General features: G+C 71.2%; 1 protein-coding gene. It reads right to left on the bottom strand.

The genetic code is table 11. The features are described 5' to 3' along the window. Positions 1 to 7: 7 nt before the first annotated feature. Positions 8 to 17,170 carry a non-ribosomal peptide synthetase gene (locus tag WS70_RS11465; protein ID WP_059597837.1) on the bottom strand — a complete coding sequence of 5,721 codons (17,163 nt, stop codon included), beginning with the start codon at positions 17,168 to 17,170 and terminating at the stop codon, positions 8 to 10. Positions 17,171 to 17,250 lie beyond the last annotated feature (80 nt).

The following is a 17,250-nucleotide window of genomic DNA, read 5'->3' as shown; positions in this document are numbered from 1 at the left end:
CATGGCGTTACTCGAGGTCCGCAAGCAGTCGGCCAAGCACGACGGCGTCGGCATCGGCGGCGCCGGCATGCGCGTCCTCGGCGTCGAGGTAGTCGGCGAGCGCGCGGATCGTCGGATGGCGGAACAGCACCGCGAGCGGCACGGTGCGCGCGACCATCTGGTTGATGCGGGCTGCGACCCGCACGCCGAGGATCGAGTCGCCGCCGGCCTGGAAGAAGTTGATGTGGACGCTGGCGACGGGGTGGCCGAGGACGGACTGCCAGATGTCGAGCAGAGCGGCTTCGCGCGGCGAGCGCGGGGCGACGGCGGGAGTGTCGTCGTCCTGCCAGGCGGGGTGGGGCAGCGCGCGGCGGTCGAGTTTGCCGCTGGGGGTGAGCGGGAAAGCGTCGAGCGTGACGATGGCCGACGGCAGCATGTGGGCGGGCAGCGTGTCGGCCAGTTGTGCGCGAAGCGCGGCGCTATCGGCATTGCCGGTTACGTAGCCGACGAGTTGCTGCCGCGGCGCCTCGCCGTGCAGCGAGACGGCGGCATTCTTCACGCCGTCGCAGGCGCGCAGCGCGGTTTCGATCTCGCCGGGCTCGATGCGGAAGCCGCGCAGCTTGATCTGCTGGTCGAGGCGGCCGAGCGGCTCGGGGCGGCCGTCTTCGCGCAGGCGGCAAAGGTCGCCGGTGCGGTACAGGCGTGCGCCCGGGGGGCCGTCGGGATCGGGGACGAAGCGCTCGGCGGTCAGGCCGGGTCGGCCGAGATAGCCGCGGGCGAGGTTGGCGCCGCCGATGCAGAGTTCGCCGAGGCCGCCGTCGGGGACGGGGAGGCCGTGTTGGTCGAAGACGCGCAGCACGGTGTGGGGCAGCGGGTCGCCGTGGGTGATGGGCTGGCCGTCGAGGACGGGTGCGCCGGCCGAATAGATGGTGGTTTCGGTGGGCCCGTAGAGGTTCCAGAGGGTCACGCCGCGCGCGATGAGATCGGAGGCGAGATCGTCGGGAAGGGCTTCGCCGCCGCTGAGGCCGAGTAGCGGCGGATGAGCGACGTTGAGATCGTTTCGCCAGCCGGCTTCGACGAGCATGCGCCATCCGGAGGGGGTGGCCTGGAAGACGGTGGCGCGGGACGCGTCGAGGCGCTGGGCGAGCGCGATGCCGTCGCGTGCGGTGTGGGCGGAGACGAGTTCGACGGGAATGCCGCGCACGAGGGGGAGACAGAACTCGAGCACGGAGATGTCGAACACGGGGGCGGACTCGCTGAGCCAGAGATCGTCGTCGCGCAGGCCGGGCCGACGGGCGATGCTGGCGACGAGGCGATCGAGCGCGCCGTGGGTGACGCCGACGCCCTTGGGTTGTCCGGTGGAGCCGGAGGTGTAGATGACGTAGGCGAGCTGGTCGGGGTGGACCGGAGCAGGCGTAAAACGCGAATGGGCCGCTGCGCCGCGCAGTGCGGACGGATGGATGACGGCGAGCTTGTCGAAAGCGGCGGGATGCTGATCGATGACGGCGTGAGCGACCCGGGCATCGGCGAGCATGGCGGCGATGCGGGTTTGAGGATAGGCCGGATCGATTGGGAGATAGGCTGCGCCGGCCATCCAGACGCCGAGCATGGCGGCGATGAGAGCGGGGGTGCGCTCGAGGCAGACGGCGACGCAGGCATCGGGCTGCACGCGATAGGCGCGCAGGCGCTCGGCGATGGCGGAAGCCCAGTTGAGCAGTTCGGGACCGGTCAGGGAGTCGGCTTCGCCGACGAGCGCGATCCGGCCGGGGTGCGACGCGGCCATGTCGGCGATGCGTTGCGCGATGGGCATGAACGCATGGCCGTCGAGCGGCAGCGCCATCCGTAACGGCGCGCTCGGAACAAACGTTCGCAACTTCCGCTGCGCAGCTGCGACTTCCGGCGTACCGCATTGTGCGAGTTGCGTCAGCAGTTCGACGTAAGCGCGGGCCAGCCGGTCCACGGCGGATGCGTCGAGCCGCAGTCCGTTCCATTCCCATTCGAGTCGCAGCGTCGGCTTCGGAACCACCATCAGCGTCAGCGGATAGTGGGTTCGACCGGTCGACTGCACGGCGCTCACGTTCAGCGCGCCTTCCTCATCGGCGGCGCCCAGCGCATCGAGCGCTGCGTCGAGCGGGTAGTTTTCGAACACGAACAGACTGTCGAACAGCGCGTCGCCGCTGCGTCCCACCCAGCGTTGCAACTGCACGAGCGGCGTGTGTTCGTAGCGCCGCAGGTCCGCGGCCTGTTGCTGCAGCCGGCGCAGCCACGCACCGACCTCCGCGTCGCCGGGCAGGTCGGCCCAGACGGGCAGGCTGTTGATGAACAGCCCCAGCATCCGCTCCGCATCGTCGAGCGCTTCCGGGCGGCCCGACACGGTGACGCCGAACGCGACCTGCTCGCGGTTCCCGAAGCGGGCGAGCAGCAGTGCCCACGCGCCTTGCATCACCGTGTTGAGCGTCACGCCGAACGTGCTGGCAGCGGCGCGCAACCGCGCGTCGAGCGTCGCGCCGAGTTCGCGTTCCGCGCGAAACGCGCCGGGCCGCGGCACGGGCGGCGGCGCGAGCGATGCGGTCAGTGTCGCGGGATCGTCGCAGGCCGCGGCTGCCGCGCGCCACCAGTCACGCCCGTCGGGCTGCGCCGCGAGCCAGTCGACGTACGCGCGATAGGGTGTCGTGCGGACTGCGTCCAGGCCTATCGCGTCGTCGAGTGCGGCGCTCGATGCGCGATAGGCTTCGCCGATTTCCGCCAGCAGCCGTGCCGCGCTCCAACCGTCGAGCAGCGCATGGTGCGTGGTCCACACGAGATCGTGCCGGCCGTCGGGGCGCGCGAACAGGTCGATGCGCATCAGCGGCGCGTGCGTCGTGTCGAAACCGCGCGCGAGATCGTCGCGCATCCATGCCGCGATGCGCGCTTCGTACGCATCGATGGTGTCGTCGCGCGCATCGTGCATGCCGAAGGGCAGCTCGACGGTTCGTTCGACGACCTGCCACACGGTATCGTCGCGCCATTCGAAGCGGGTCCGCAGGATGTCGTGGCGGGTCGCTGCGCGCTGCCACGCGGCGCGCAGGCGCGCGACATCGAGCGAGCCGGCGAGCGTCAGGCGACGCTGCGTTACGTACATGCCGCCATTGTCGTCGTGGTTCTCGCGTTGGGCGAGGCTATGGAACAGCAGGCCCTGCTGCATCGCTGTTGCCGGATACGCGTCCTGCACCTGCCGTGGGTCGAAGCCGAGCGCCGCGAGCGCATCCGCGTCGAGCGGCGTCGTGGCCGGCGGGGGCAGCGCGCCGGCTGCATCCGGACGAAGCGGCTGGGCGAGCACGGCGAGCGCGCGCACGGTCGGCTGCGCGAACAGGTGGCGCGACGTGATGACGAGGCCCGCACGGCGCGCTTGGGCGATGATCCGGAACGCGTTGATCGAATCGCCGCCCGCCGAGAAGAAATCGTCGTCGATACCCAGCGAGGGCTGGTGCAGAACCTGCCGCCACACATCCAGCAGCGTGCGTTGCAGCGGCGTGTCGGGCTCGGCGGCGGCGCCGGCCGCGCCGTGCTCGCGCGGCTCGGGCAGCGCACGGCGGTCGATCTTGCCGTTGCGGGTCAACGGCAGCGCGTCGAGCACCACGATCGACGCGGGCACGAGCGCCGCGGGCAGACGGGCGGCGAGCGCATCGCGCAGGGTTGCCGCGTCGAGGGCCGCGCCGACCGCGTACGCGATCAGCCGTGTCCGTTGCGACGCATCGGGCCGGCCGATCGCCACCGCGTCGCGCACGCCCGGCAGCGCGCGCAGATGCGCGGCCACTTCGGCCGGTTCGACGCGATAGCCGCGGATCTTCAACTGGTCGTCGGTGCGGCCGAGGAATTCGAGCTGGCCGTCGTCGCGCATGTGCGCTTCGTCGCCGGTGCGATAGAGGCGTGCGCCTGCGACGAACGGGTCGGGGATGAACCGCTCCGCGGTGAGCGCGGCCCGCCCGCGATAGCCGCGCGCGGCGGCGTGTCCGCCCGCGTGGATTTCGCCGCGCGCGCCCGGCAGCGCGGGATGGCCGTCGAGATCGAGCAGGCAGACGCGCGCATGGCCGAGCGGCTCGCCGAGCGGCAGCGCGCCGTCGGCGCCGCGTTGCGACGTCGTGACGCCGATCGTCGTCTCCGTGGGGCCGTAGTGGCCGAGGATCGCGCAATCGGGCCGCAACTGCGCAACGCGTTCGAGCAGCGTGCCGCCGGCTGCTTCGCCGCCCAGCAGCAGCGCGCGGCGCGGCAGGACCGAGGCGGCGTCGGCGGCTTGCAGCAGGCCTTCGAGATGACTGGGCGCGATCTTCAGCAGGTCCGCCGGATGGGCGCGGCACCAGTCGGCATACCGGTCGGCGTCGAACGCACGCGCGTCGTCGATCAGGTGCAGCGTCCAACCCGACCAGAGCGCGGTCATCAGCGTCGAATGGCCGAGGTCGGCAGCGGGCGTCGACAGGTAGGCGGCGCTGCTTATGCCGTCGGGCAGCCGCGAGAGCAGCGCGTCGACGTACGCGGCGAGCGCCCGGTGCGACACCAGCACGCCCTTCGGTGTGCCGGTGGAGCCCGACGTATAGATCAGGTAGGCGCCGAGATCGGCAGGCAGCGCGGCGGGCGAGGGCAAGGCGGCATCGGCGGCCGGTGCATCGGAGCCGGTTGCGGCGGCGGCGACGAACGCGACGTCGGCGGGGCGCCAGCCGGCGTCCGCTTCCGCGATCACGCAGTGCGCGCCGGCATCGCGAATCTGCCAGCCGAGACGGCCGGCCGGCGCGGATGGATCCAGCGGCGCATACACGCCGCCCGCGCGCCAGACCGCGAGCATCGCGACGACCAGCTCCGCGCCGCGCGGCAGCACGACCGCCACGACCGTCTCCGTGCACACGCCGCCCGCCACGAGGCGAGCCGCGAGCTCGGCGGAGCGGCGCCAGAGCGTCGCCCAATCGAGCGCCTGCGTTGGGTCGCGCAGCGCCATTGCGCCGGGCTGGTGCGCGGCATGCCGCGCAACGCGCGCCAGCAGGCCGCCGTGCCATGCGGGGGCCGACGGCGCGGCGCCGCCGTCGGCGGGCACGTGCACCGCGCCGAGCGGGCGCGCCGCATCGGCAGTCAGCGCGGTCAGAGCGAGCTGAAGCTGCGCGAGCAGGCGCCGCAAGGTCGCGTCGTCGAAGTGCCGCGGCTGCGCGGCGAGCGTCAGGGTCAGTTCGTCGCCCGGTACGGCGATCAGACTCAGCGCAAAGTGATTGCGCCCATCGTGCGCGTGGCCGTCGGCGCCCGCGGCGAGGCGTTCGATCGCCAGACCGCCGGCGAGCGGCGCGCGCAACGACGCATCGAGCGGATAGTTTTCGAATACGAAGATGCTGTCGAACAGCGGCTCGCTCGCCGCCCCCGCGATCTCGTGCTGCAGGGTCGCGAGCGGTGTTTGCGCGAGCGCCTGCAGCGCCAGATTATTTGCCTGCAGGCCGTTCAACCAGGCGTGCACGGTTTGTGCGGGGGGCAGCGACACCGACAGCGGCAGTGTGTTGATGAAGAGTCCGGCGGTGTCGCCGGCACCCGGCCAGCCATCGCTGCGCCCGGATACCGTGACGCCGAACGACACCTCGCGGCGGTTCGCGTGGCGCGCCAGCAGCCAGGCCCATGCGCCTTGCACGAGCGTGTTCAGCGTCACGCCGCAATCGCGCGCGAAACGCTCGGCGTGTGCGTTCAGTGCGGCGGGAAGCCGGATCGTGTGTTCGAGCGGAGGCGGTTCGCGACTGGGGCCGGGCGCGGTACGCAGCGGTGCGGCGGCGGTTGCGCCGGTAAGCGGCAGCGGCGTGCGCGACCAGCCGGCGAGCCGCTCGCGCCAGGTCGCGAGCGCCGCCGAGCCGTCGCCGCGTTGCCGGTCGAGCCAGCGCACGTAGTCGCTGAACGCCGGCGCTGCGGGCAGCGCGCGTAGCCGTTGCGTCGAGGGGGGCGCGTGGCGCGCGGCGTCGTACGCGCGCAGCACGTCGCGCAGCACGAGGCCGATGCTCCAGCCGTCGAGCTGCGCGTGATGGAAGCGCCAGACGAACCAGCGGCAATGCGCGCCGCGCTCGATCAACCACAGTTGCGCCTGCGACGCATGCTCGAAATCGAAGCTGCGGGATTGTGCGTCGCGCCAGTGCGACGCAAGTGCATCGCGTGCCGTGCATTCGTCCAGATGGCGCCAGTCGAGCTTCTGCACCTTCACGTCCGCCCGCGCATGAACCAGCTGCACCGGCGCATCGAGTCCCTCCCATCGGAAATCGGTGCGCAGCGCGGCATGCCGGTCGACGGCGGCTTGCCACGCGGCGGCGAACGCATCGGTGTCGAGCGGTCCGTTCAGCTCGAACACGCGCTGCAGATAGTACGGGTCGCGCGTCGCGCGCTGCGCAAGCGACAGCAGCCCTTGCTGCAACGGCGTGGCGACGCAGAGATCCTGAAGCGCGGCGCGTTGTGCGGCCGTCAGACGCAGCGCGTCGGCGAGGGCGCGATCAGGCATCGCGGGCGCCGGCCGGTCGTCGCTCTGCACGGCGCTCGCGGCGGGTGTCGCGACGCGGGCCAGCCGTTCGACGGTCGGATGTTCGAATACCTGCTTCGGCGTGACGACGAGGCCGGCGTCGAGCGCGGCGCCGGCCACGCGCAGGCTGACGATCGAATCGCCGCCGGCCGCGAAGAAGTCGGTCGTGACGCCGAGCGGGCCAGTCGGCAGCAACGCGCGCCATATTTCGAGGAGACGCGCCTCCGGTGCGTTGCGCGGTGCGACGGGGCTTTCCGCGTCGTTGTCGGGCGCCGGCAGCGCGCGCCGGTCGAGCTTGCCGCTCGACGTCAGCGGCAGCGCGTCGAGCTTGACCCACGCGGCGGGAATCGACGGGGCCGGCAGGCGCTCGGCAAGCGCGTCGCGCCAGCGCGCGGGATCGGCCGCGGGTTGGTCCGCGCACACCACGTATGCGACGAGCCTCGGCGCGCCGCCGTCGCTGCGCAGCGTGACGGCGGCATCCTGGATGCCGTCCAGCGCGCGCAGCGCGGCCTCGATTTCCGCCGGTTCGATCCGGTGTCCGCGCAGCTTGATTTGTTGATCGAGTCGACCGAGATAGTCGAGCCCGCCGTCATCACGCCGCCGGCACAGGTCGCCGGTTCGATAGAGCCGCGCGCCCGGCGGCCCGAACGGATCCGGCACGAAGGTCGCGGCGGTGGCGGCCGCTCGGCCGAGATAGCCGCGGGCGAGATTGTCGCCGCCGATGCACAGCTCGCCCACCGCGCCGGCGGGCGTCGGCAGCGCGTCCGCGTCGAGCACGCGCAGCACCGTGTCATGCAGCGGCCGGCCGAGCGTGATGGGCTCGCCGGGGCCGAGGGACGCCATGCTCGACCAGATCGTCGTTTCGGTCGGGCCGTACAGGTTCGAGAGCGTCAGGCCGCGCGCCAGCAGCGCCGCGGCGAGATCGGTCGGCAGCGCCTCGCCGCCGCACAGCGCCTGAAGCGGGCCGCGCAGCGCGAGGCCGGCGCGGGCTTCGCTGGCGATCAGCATGCGCCAGCCGGCCGGCGTCGCCTGCATGACGGTGGCGCGACTGTGCGCGAGCAGACGCAGCAGCCGGGCGCCGTCCAGTACCGTTTCGCGTGTCGCCAGTTCGACACAGGCGCCGCGCGTGAGCGGCAGATGCAGTTCCAGTCCCGCGATGTCGAAGGACAGCGTGGTGACGCTGAGCCAGACGTCCCGCTCGCCGAAATCCAGACGCTCGCCGACGCTCGCGAGCAACCGGTCGAGGCTGCCGTGCGTGACGCAAACGCCCTTCGGTTCGCCCGTCGAGCCGGACGTATAGATCACGTAGGCGGCTTGCCGCGGGTCGACAGGTTGCGGCCAGCCGCGAGGCGCTTCGTCGTCCACGTCGTCGGTGCGCACCAGTGTGCGGCCCGCAAGGCAGCCGGCGAGGCGCGCGGCACCGGCCGCGTCGGCGACGACGAGATCGACGCCGGCGTCGTCGAGCGTGCGGCTCAGCCGCTGCGGCGGATGGCTCGGGTCGAGCGGGACATAGGCGGCGCCCGTCTTCGCGATGCCGTAGAGCGCCGCAACCATCGCGCCGGAGCGCTCGACGCATACGCCGATACGGTGCTCCGCCTGCACGCCGAGCGTCATCAGGCGACGGCCGATGCGGTTCGACCACGCGTCGAGCGCCGCATAGCTGAGCACGTCGCCGTCGCAACGCACCGCCGGTGCGTCAGGGCGTCGCGCGGCCTGCGCGGCGAGACGCGCGCCGATCGGCTGAAAGCGGTGATCGGCGAGACGGTGCGGCGTTTCGTGCGAGGCGACGGCGGCTGGCAGGTTCCCGACGGCCGAGTCGCCGGCCGCGCAGAGTGCGGCAAGCATGTCGCGCCAGCCGTCCGCGACGCGGGTCAGCAGGGATTCGGTGATCCGCGCGCGATCGGCCAGCCAGACGACGCGGCCCTGCGCGTCGTTCGACACCAGCATCGTCAGCGGGTAGTGGGTCTGTTCGACCGACGCCACGCCGCTGACCGTCAGGCTGCCGAAGCGGCCGCGCAACGCGGCATCGACGGGATAGTTCTCGAACACCAGCAGGCTGTCGAACAGCATGTCGCCGGTCCTGCCGCTCCAGTGCTGAACGTCGGCCAGCGGCGTGTGTTCGGCGGCATGGCGCTCGCCCTGTGCGGCGTGCAGCGTGCGCAGCCACGCCGAGACGGGCTGTGCGGCCGGCACTTCGATCCACACGGGCAGGCTGTTGATGAGCAACCCGACCATGCGCTCCACGCCCGGCAGTCCGGCGGGGCGCCCCGAGACCGTCGTGCCGAACGCGACGTGGCGGCGATTGCCGCGCCGCGCGAGCACCAGCGCCCAGGCGGCCTGCACCAGCGTGTTGACCGTCACGCGGTGGCGTTGCGCCGCGGCGCGTACTTGCTCGACGAATGCGCCGCCGAGGATCTGCTCGCGGGTGAGCACCGCGTGGGGCGCGTGGCCCGGCGTGCCGGCGAGCGATTGATGCTGGAGCAGGGGCGCCGGTTCCGGGTGGCGCGCGAGCTGCGCGAGCCACCAGTCGCGCGGCGGCGTTTGCGCCGCGAGCCATTCGACATAGCGCCGATACGGGACTGCGTCGACGTCCGGCGGCGTGCGGCCGGCTGCCCGCGCGGCGTAGTCGTCGGCGATCTCACCGAGCAGTTGTGCGCTGCTCCAGCCGTCGAGGAGCGCGTGATGAATCGTGCGAACCAGATCGTGGCGTCCGTCCGGCCGCGCGAAAAGCGCGATGCGCAGCAACGGCGCGCGAGACAGATCGAAGCCGCGCCGCCGGTCGGCTTCGCACCATGCGTGCAGCGCCTGCTCGTATTCTTCCGGCGTGCGTGCGGACCAGTCGAATGCGTCGAACGGCAGCGCGACACGGCGCTGTACGATCTGCAGCGGATCGGCGCCGCCGGGGATGACGAACCGCGTGCGCAGAACGTCGTGCCGCGCGACGGCCGCCTGCCACGCCTCGCGCAGCGCGTCGCGTTGCAGCGCGCCATCGAGCGTCAACCGCAACTGGTTCACGTACACGCCGTGTTCGCCGTCCGACAGCGCATGGAACAGCAAGCCCTTTTGCAGCGGCGTCGCCGGATAGACGTCCTGCACGTTTTCGGCGTCCGGCAGCAGCGCGTCGAGCGTGGCCGCATCGAGTCGAGCGAGCGGAAAATCCTCGGCGTCGAGTGGGCGCGCCTCCGTCATGCAGCGGCGGGCGAGCGCGGCCAGCTGCGCTTCGAAATCGGCCGCCAGCGCGTGCGCGGTGTCGCGATCGATCCGTCGCGGGTCGTAGCGCAGCGCGACCGTCAGACGCTGGTTCGATACCCAGGCGTTGATGTCGAGCGCATGGTCGAGCGGGGTCGCGGCACTGACTGCTTCGCCGACTGCTTCTTCCATCGCGAACGACAGCCGGCCCGCCAGCGCGCCGGTGCGCGGCAGGCTCTCGTCGAAGCGGCCCAGGTAGTTGAAGCCGATCTGCGGGGCCGGCAGCGTATCCGCGAAGCGTGCGCGCACGCGATGCCAGTGGACGCCGCGTTGCGGAATCGCACGCAGTGTGCGGCCCGCGGAAGCGAGCGGATCCGCTTGCAGGTCGCACCACACCGGGAAGCGGGTGGTGAACCAGCCCACCGTGCGACTGACGTCGCGCGCCGGATCGTCTCCCGCTTCGCGACCGTGTCCTTCCAGTGCGAGGAGCGCGCCGCGCGCGCCGCTCCAGCGCGCGAGCGACGCATTCAGCGCGGCGAGCAGCAGCGCTTCGGTGCTGGTGCGCGCGGCGGACGGTGCGTCGCGCAGCAGCGTCGCCGTGAGGGCCTCGGGCAGATGCAGCGTGTGCGTCGCGCTGTCGCGCAGCAGCGGCCGCGCATGCGGGCCCGCCATGGGCGCGCCGGTGACGATCGCCGCAGCGTCGTTGCCGGGCAGCGCGCCGCGCACGTCGGCATCGCGCAGCATGCGCTGCCACGCGGCGAACTCCTGGTCGAGCGCAGCCGCATCCGGCGAAATCTGCTGATGCCCGACCCATCGGCTCCACGGCAGGCTCGACGGCGGGATGACCGGCGCATGCTGCGCGAGCGGGTCGTAGGCCTGCCGGAGCGTGTCGAGCAGCACGCGCCACGATACGCCGTCCACGGCCAGATGGTGGATCGTGAACAGCAGGCGGCCCTCGTCGCCCCGCAGGCGGACATACGCCGCCTTGAACAGGCGGCCGGCCCGGATGTCGAGGCCGCGTTGCAGCGCCGTGCCGATGTCGAGCAGACGCGCGGGCCATTGCGGCGAGTCGCTCGCGTCGTCGAAATCGACGACGTCGAGCAGCGCCGCCGTGCCCGGCACGTGCTCGGGCGGCCTCACCTGTTGCCGCCAGTCGTGCGCGTCGCGCAGGAAGCTCAGGCGCAGCGCGTCGTGTGCTCGGACGACGGCGTGCAGCGCCCGTTCCAGTGCCGCCGGATCGAGCTCGCCCCGCACGCGAAGCGCGATCGTCTGGTTCCAGTGCGATTCGCCGTCGGGAAAGCGCTCGAAGAACCACGCCTGCATCGGCGCGAGCGGCAACGGATCGTGCCGTTCCGCGACGGGCGCGGAACAGGGCGATCCGTCTCGTGCGACGTCGGACGCGAGGGCGGCCAGCCGGGCGATCACCGGCTGCGCGTAGAACTGCTGCAGGCTGAAATGAATGCCGCGTTGCGCGGCGCGCGCGACCACCTGCAGGCTCAGGATCGAATCGCCGCCGATTGCGAAGAAGTCGTCGTCGACTCCGATCGCGTCGGCGCCGAGCACGGTGCGCCAGATGTCCAGCAACTCGGCTTCCCGCGCGGTGTGCGGCGCACGGCCGGCGCGACCGCCGACGTCGTTGGGTTCGGGCGGCTCAGGCAGCGCATGACGGTCGATCTTGCCGTTGAGCATCAGCGGCAGTGCGTCGAGGCGCATCAACGTCGACGGCACCATATGCGACGGCAGGCGCGTCGCCAGCCGGTCGCGCACGGCCTGCAGATCGAGCGACGCCGCGCCCGTCACGTATCCGGCCAGCGTCACGCGTCCGTCCTTCGCACGCGCTTCCACGGCCGCGTCGCGAACCCCCTCGCATTGCCGGAGCATGGCTTCGATCTCGCCGGGTTCGATGCGAAAGCCGCGCAGCTTGATCTGCCGGTCGATCCGGCCGAGAAAATCGATGCCGCCGTCGGCGCGCTGGCGGCACAGGTCGCCACTGCGGTAGCAGCGCGCACCCGGCGTTCCGTCCGGGTCCGGCACGAAGCGCTCGGCGGTCAGCGCCGGCTGGCCGAGATAGCCGCGCGCGAGCGTCGCGCCGCCGATGCACAGCTCGCCGACACCGCCGGGCGGCACGGCGTTGCCGTCGGCGTCGACGACTTGCGCGCTGCGCGATGCGAACGGCTTGCCGATCTGCACGACGGTCTGTTCCGCGTCGGCTTCGCTGGTGCGGTGGCGCAGGCATGCCACCGTCGTTTCGGTCGGACCGTACAGGTTGTCGACGTGGATCGCGCGCAGCGGCCCCGCTTGCCAGCGCGCGAGCGCATCGCCGGGCAGCGCTTCGCCGCCGACCGTGATCTGCCGCAGCGCGGCGAGCGATGCGCGCGCCGGCGGCGTTTGCAGCCATTGCTGCCAATAGGCGGTCGGGATGCGGGCGAACGTGACGCGAGACTGGCTCAACTGCCGGCTCAGCGTGGCCAGATCCCACGACTGAGGGCCGCGCATCACGACGCGGCCGCCTTGCAGCAGTGCGGGCAGCATTTCGTGCAGCGCGACGTCGAAGTTGATCGTCGACGATTGCAGCTGGCAATCGCGCTCGGTGATCGCGTAGGCCGCGATGAAATCGGCGAGGTGCAGCGACAGCGCGCGATGGCTGATCGCGACGCCCTTGGGCAGGCCGGTCGAGCCCGACGTATAGATCGCGTAGGCGAGCTGCTCCGGGTGTGGCGGCGCGAAACGATGCCGGGTGCGTACCGGGTCGCGACGCCGTGCCGCGTCGATGTCGAGCGGCGTGCAGGCGTCGAATACGTCGGCGAGCCGCGCGAGGCAGCCGGCGTCGCCGACGACAACCTTGACCCGGGCGTCGTCCAGCATGTGCCGCAGGCGTGTCTCGGGGTAGACCGGATCGAGCGGCACGAATGCCGCGCCGGCCTTCCAGACGCCGATGAGTGCTGCGATCATGCCGAGTGAGCGCGCGGTGCACAGGCCGATGCAGGCATCGGCGGCGACGCCGAGGTCGAGCAGGCCGTGCGCGATCCGGTCGGACCACTGATCGAGTGCCTGATACGTCAGTGCTTCGCCGTCGCATTCGAGCGCGATCCGCTGCGGCCAGGTGTCTGCCGCTCGCGTGAACAGTTCGGTGACGGACGCGGGCGCGGCGGCGTCGTGCTGCGCGCGGCCGGGCGCAGGGGCGGGCCGGCGCAGCGCGACGTCGCGCAGGTGACGCGCCGTGCCGTCGGCCACTTGTTCGGCCATCGCGAGATAGGCGTCGGCCAGTTGCTCGATCGCGCCGCCTTCGAACGACTCGAGCGGGTAGTCGAACGTCAGTTGCACACCGGTGCGGTCGCGGTGGAGGTTCAGCGCGAGATCGAACGGCGTCGCCTCGGCGCCGTGCTCGAAGCGCTGCAGTTCAAGCGTGGTCGACCGCAGCGCACGGCGCCAATCGACCTGGTCGAAATTGAACACTGCCTGGAAAAGCGGTGCGCGGCGCTGTTCGCGCGCGGGCTGCACGGCAGCGACCACGCGGTGGAATGGCACGTCCTGGTTGGCTTGCGCGTCGAGCAGCGCGTCGCGGGCGGCGCGCAGCAGGTCGTCGAAGGGCAGCGAGCCGGCGAGCGCGAGGTGAACGACTACCGTATTGATGAAATAGCCGATTGACGCATCCGCGTCCGCGTCGCGCCGTGCATTCATCGGTACACCGATCCGGACGGCGGGTTGGCCGCCGTAACGGTAGAGCAGCGCGGCGAAAATCGCCATCAGCGTCATCGGCAGGGTGGCGCCGTGGCGGCGGCTCAATGCGTCGATACGCGCGACGAGCGTCGCGGACAGGTGTCGCGTGATACGGCCGCCCACCGTGTCGCCGGCCGCGTGGCGGCGCGTCGCCGGCAGGATCGGCGCGGGCTGCTCGCCGCCGAGGCGCGACCGCCAGTAGTCGAGTTGCGCATCGGTTCTCTCCGCGCTCAGCGCGCGGCGCGCGCGCTCGATCGACGGGAAATACGTGGATCGCGCCGGCGTGCTGGCCGGCGCATGTCTGTCGTAATGGCGGAACAGCGATTCGACGAGAAGCGCGAGCGACCAAGCGTCGGCGATGATGTGATGCAGCGTCAGTTGCACGATGTGCTCGTCGGGGCCGATCCGCAACAGCGCGACGCGCAGCAGCGCGTCGCGGTGCAGATCGAAGGGCGCATGCGCGATCGCGATCAACTGATCCTGCAGATATGCCTCGCGGCTTGCCGCGTCGAGCGACGAGAAGTCGGCGTCGTGCCAGTCGAAGCGAGGCGCCGCCGTGCGGATCTGGCACGGCACGCCATCTTGCTCGTCGAAGCGGACCCGTAACGCATCGTGATCCGAGCCGGCGCGGACAAGCGCATCGCGCAAGCGTGCGGCATCCAGCACGCCGCGGGCGCGCAACGCGCCGGATACGTGATATGCGGTGCTGGCCGGATCGAGTCGCCACTCGAAATACAGACCTTCCTGGGCCGGAGAGAGCGGGAGCGGCACGCCGTCCGTCACCGGCAGCGCCACGGCCGGATCGGGTTCGGCATCGGCGTGCGGGTTCACGTCGAACGCGGCGTCGAGGTCTGCATCGCCGAGATGTCGCGCAAGCCGGGCAGCTTGCGATGCGATCGTACGGGACTCGAACACGATGCGCGCGGAGGTTGCGGTGCGACAGACTTCGCCGATGCGTGCCGCGACGCGCGCGGCCTTGAGCGAATCGCCGCCGAGCTCGAAGAAATCGTCGTCCACGCCGATGGGCGAGTGTCCGAACACGGCCTCCCACACTGTTGCGAGATGGCGTTCCGCGGCCGACGACGGCGCGCGATACGGGGCCTGTCCGCGCGCGGCGCCGGCGTCGTTCGATTGCCGATAGACGGCGACGGCGGACAGCGTGCCGTCGCGCCAGCCCGACGCGCACGCGCTACGGCGCAGCTTGCCGCTCGACGTGCGCGGGAGCATGCCGGGCGCAAGCAGCAGGATCACGCTCGCCGGCTCGCCGTGCGCCTCGGCGACGGCCCGGCGGATCTGCGCGAACAGCTCGCCGGGGTCGGCCTTCGCGACGGCATGCGGCACTTCCGCTGCGATGCCGATGCCTTCCGCTCCGCCTTGGTCGACCGGGAAGGCGATGACGCGCCCCTTGCGCACGCGCGTGACCTGCTTGCCGAGTGTCGCCTCGATGTCCTGCGGATAATGATTCTGCCCGCGGACGATGATCAGATCCTTGACGCGCCCGGTCACATGCAATTCGCCGTCCAGCATGCAGCCGAGGTCGCCCGTGCGCAGCCACCGGCCTGCGGTATCCGCGACGAACGTCTCGGCGCTTGCCGCCGCGTTGCGCCGGTAGCCGGTGGCGACGCTCGGCCCGTTGACCCATATCTCGCCGATCAGCCCTTCGGCGAGCGGCGCATGCGTGCCGGATTCCACGATGCGCACCGCATGGGCCTGTGCGACGCGTCCGCAGCTGACCAGCGCGGCGTGCTCGTTCGCGCGCGCGGTGGCGCCGTCGGCGAGCGCGGCCGTAGCGACATGGCGGACCGTCATGCCCTGGCCGGGTTCGGCGCCGCTGACGAACAGCGTGGCTTCGGCCAGCCCGTAGCAGGGGAACAGCGCGCTTTCGTCGAAGCCTTGTTTGGCGAAGCGCGCGGAGAACTGCGCGAGCGTCTCGGCCCGGATCGGTTCGGATCCGCAGAACGCGACCCGCCAGCGATCGAGCGCGATGCCTTCGAGCTGCGCGTCGCGCACCCGTTCGGCGCTGAGCTGGAACGCGAAATTCGGTCCGCCGCTGACCGTGCCGCCATACTTGCCGATCGCTTTTAACCAGCGGGCCGGCGCCTCGAGAAAATGCTGGGGCGCCATCAGCACGACCGGAAAGCCGGTGAACAGCGGCGCCAGCAAGCCGCCGATCAGCCCCATGTCGTGAAAGAGCGGCAGCCAGCTCACCATCGTGTCGGCGGACGTGAACGCCATCGCCGCGCCGATCGCGCGTTCGTTGGCGGCCAGATTGGCGTGACTGACCATCACGCCCTTCGCGGCGCTGGTCGAGCCGGACGTGTATTGCAGAAAGGCAATGGTGTCGCCGTCGATGCGAGCGGCGCGATCCGCCGCTGTTTCGCTGGCGGCCGGCGTCGGCGCATCGATGCACAGCGTCAGTGGTGAACCGGCTGTACCGTCGGGGCGCGGGCGGTCGGCGTCGAGTGTGCGGACAGCGTCGACATGCGCTGAGTCGGTGACGAGCAGGCGCGGTTCGGCATCGTCGAGAATCGACAGCAGTCGCTCGAACGGCTGAACCTGAGCGGGCTCGGGCGGATACAGCGGCACGGCGATGATGCCGGCGTACAGGCAGCCGAGAAAGGCAACCGCGTAATCGAGGCCGGACGGCAGCAGCAGCATGGCCCGCTCCTCCGGCGCGGCATGCACGAGCAGCGTGGCCGCGAATTGCCTTGCACGCGCATCGAGCTCGCGATAGGTCAGCGTGCGTTCGTCGGTTTCGCCGTCGGCGAGAAATCGGATCGCGATTTGCTCCGGCTGCTGCGCGACGTGCTTCGACAGCGCCTCCAGCAAGGTGACCGGCGCGGACCGGGGCGCTTCGATCGATTCGGCCGGCCCGTCGGCGGATGGCGTGGCGGCCTGCTCGCGCGGCGGCGCGCCATGCGTGATGCCGTCGGCGCCCGCTGCGTCACCGTGGCGATGCGCGTCGATGGCGGCTTGCATCAGCCCGGGGTTGCGCCGCAGGAACGGGCACGCGCCGAAGTTCGGCACGTCGGCGTCCTGCAGGAAATACTGCTTCCATTCGCGATTTTCCGTATCGCCGAAGTAGCCGAGATCGGGGTGAGGCGGCACCTCGTCCCACACATGCAGGCGGCGCCGGACCTCGGTGCGCGCCTGGGTGCTGATGGCCCGATTGGTGACCTTGTCGACGAACACGGCGCGCGGCTGGAACAGCAGCACCATGCCGGGCCCCAGATTCCGGCTGTGGCGCTGGCCGAAGGACGGGCACGCGCAGACCACGAAGGTTTGCAGGCCGGCGAACGAAAATTCCCAGTCGGGGTGCGATGGATCCAGCTGCTCGCCGACCTTCGGGTCGGGATCGTGATCGTGCAGGTACTGCAGCGTGTGCCAGAACGCGTCGTGATACGCGTCGTGAGACAGCGGCTGTGGATCGGGTTCGAAGAAGACGGCGATGTTGTTCTTCTCATACTGCGGTTGCGTGGCCAGCTCGGCGAAGGTGGCCATGGTCGCGGGCAGCAGCGAGATGTCCTTGCCGTCGACCCACGAATAGAACATTTCGCCGCGCTTTTCGGCCTGTGTGCCAAAGAAGCATGGATAGCCGGGATCCATGACGTCGGCGCGCATCCGTTCGTATGACGTCGTCAGCCAGTCGGGAATCGGGCGATCGAACGCGTGGGCGCCGACGCGCCGGCCGCTGATGATGCGGGATTGCCAGTCGGCCGGGTCGATTGCATCGCCTTCCGGATCAGGGCGAACAGGGTCCTTGTCAGACAGCATCAAATGCTCCAGATGTGCGTGTGCTTGCACCGGGGCGCCGCGTGCGCTCCGGATGGCTCGGTCCATGAGGGGAGGCTCTG

The sequence above is a fragment of the Burkholderia mayonis genome (assembly GCF_001523745.2).
Classification (GTDB): Bacteria; Pseudomonadota; Gammaproteobacteria; order Burkholderiales; family Burkholderiaceae; genus Burkholderia; species Burkholderia mayonis.
This window is presented reverse-complemented; position numbering and strand designations above follow the sequence as displayed.

Coding starts and splice junctions, on each gene's coding strand:
- WS70_RS11465 (WP_059597837.1), bottom strand. CDS start 17,170: ATGCTGTCTGACAAGGACCCTGTTCGCCCTGATCCGGAAGGCGATGCA.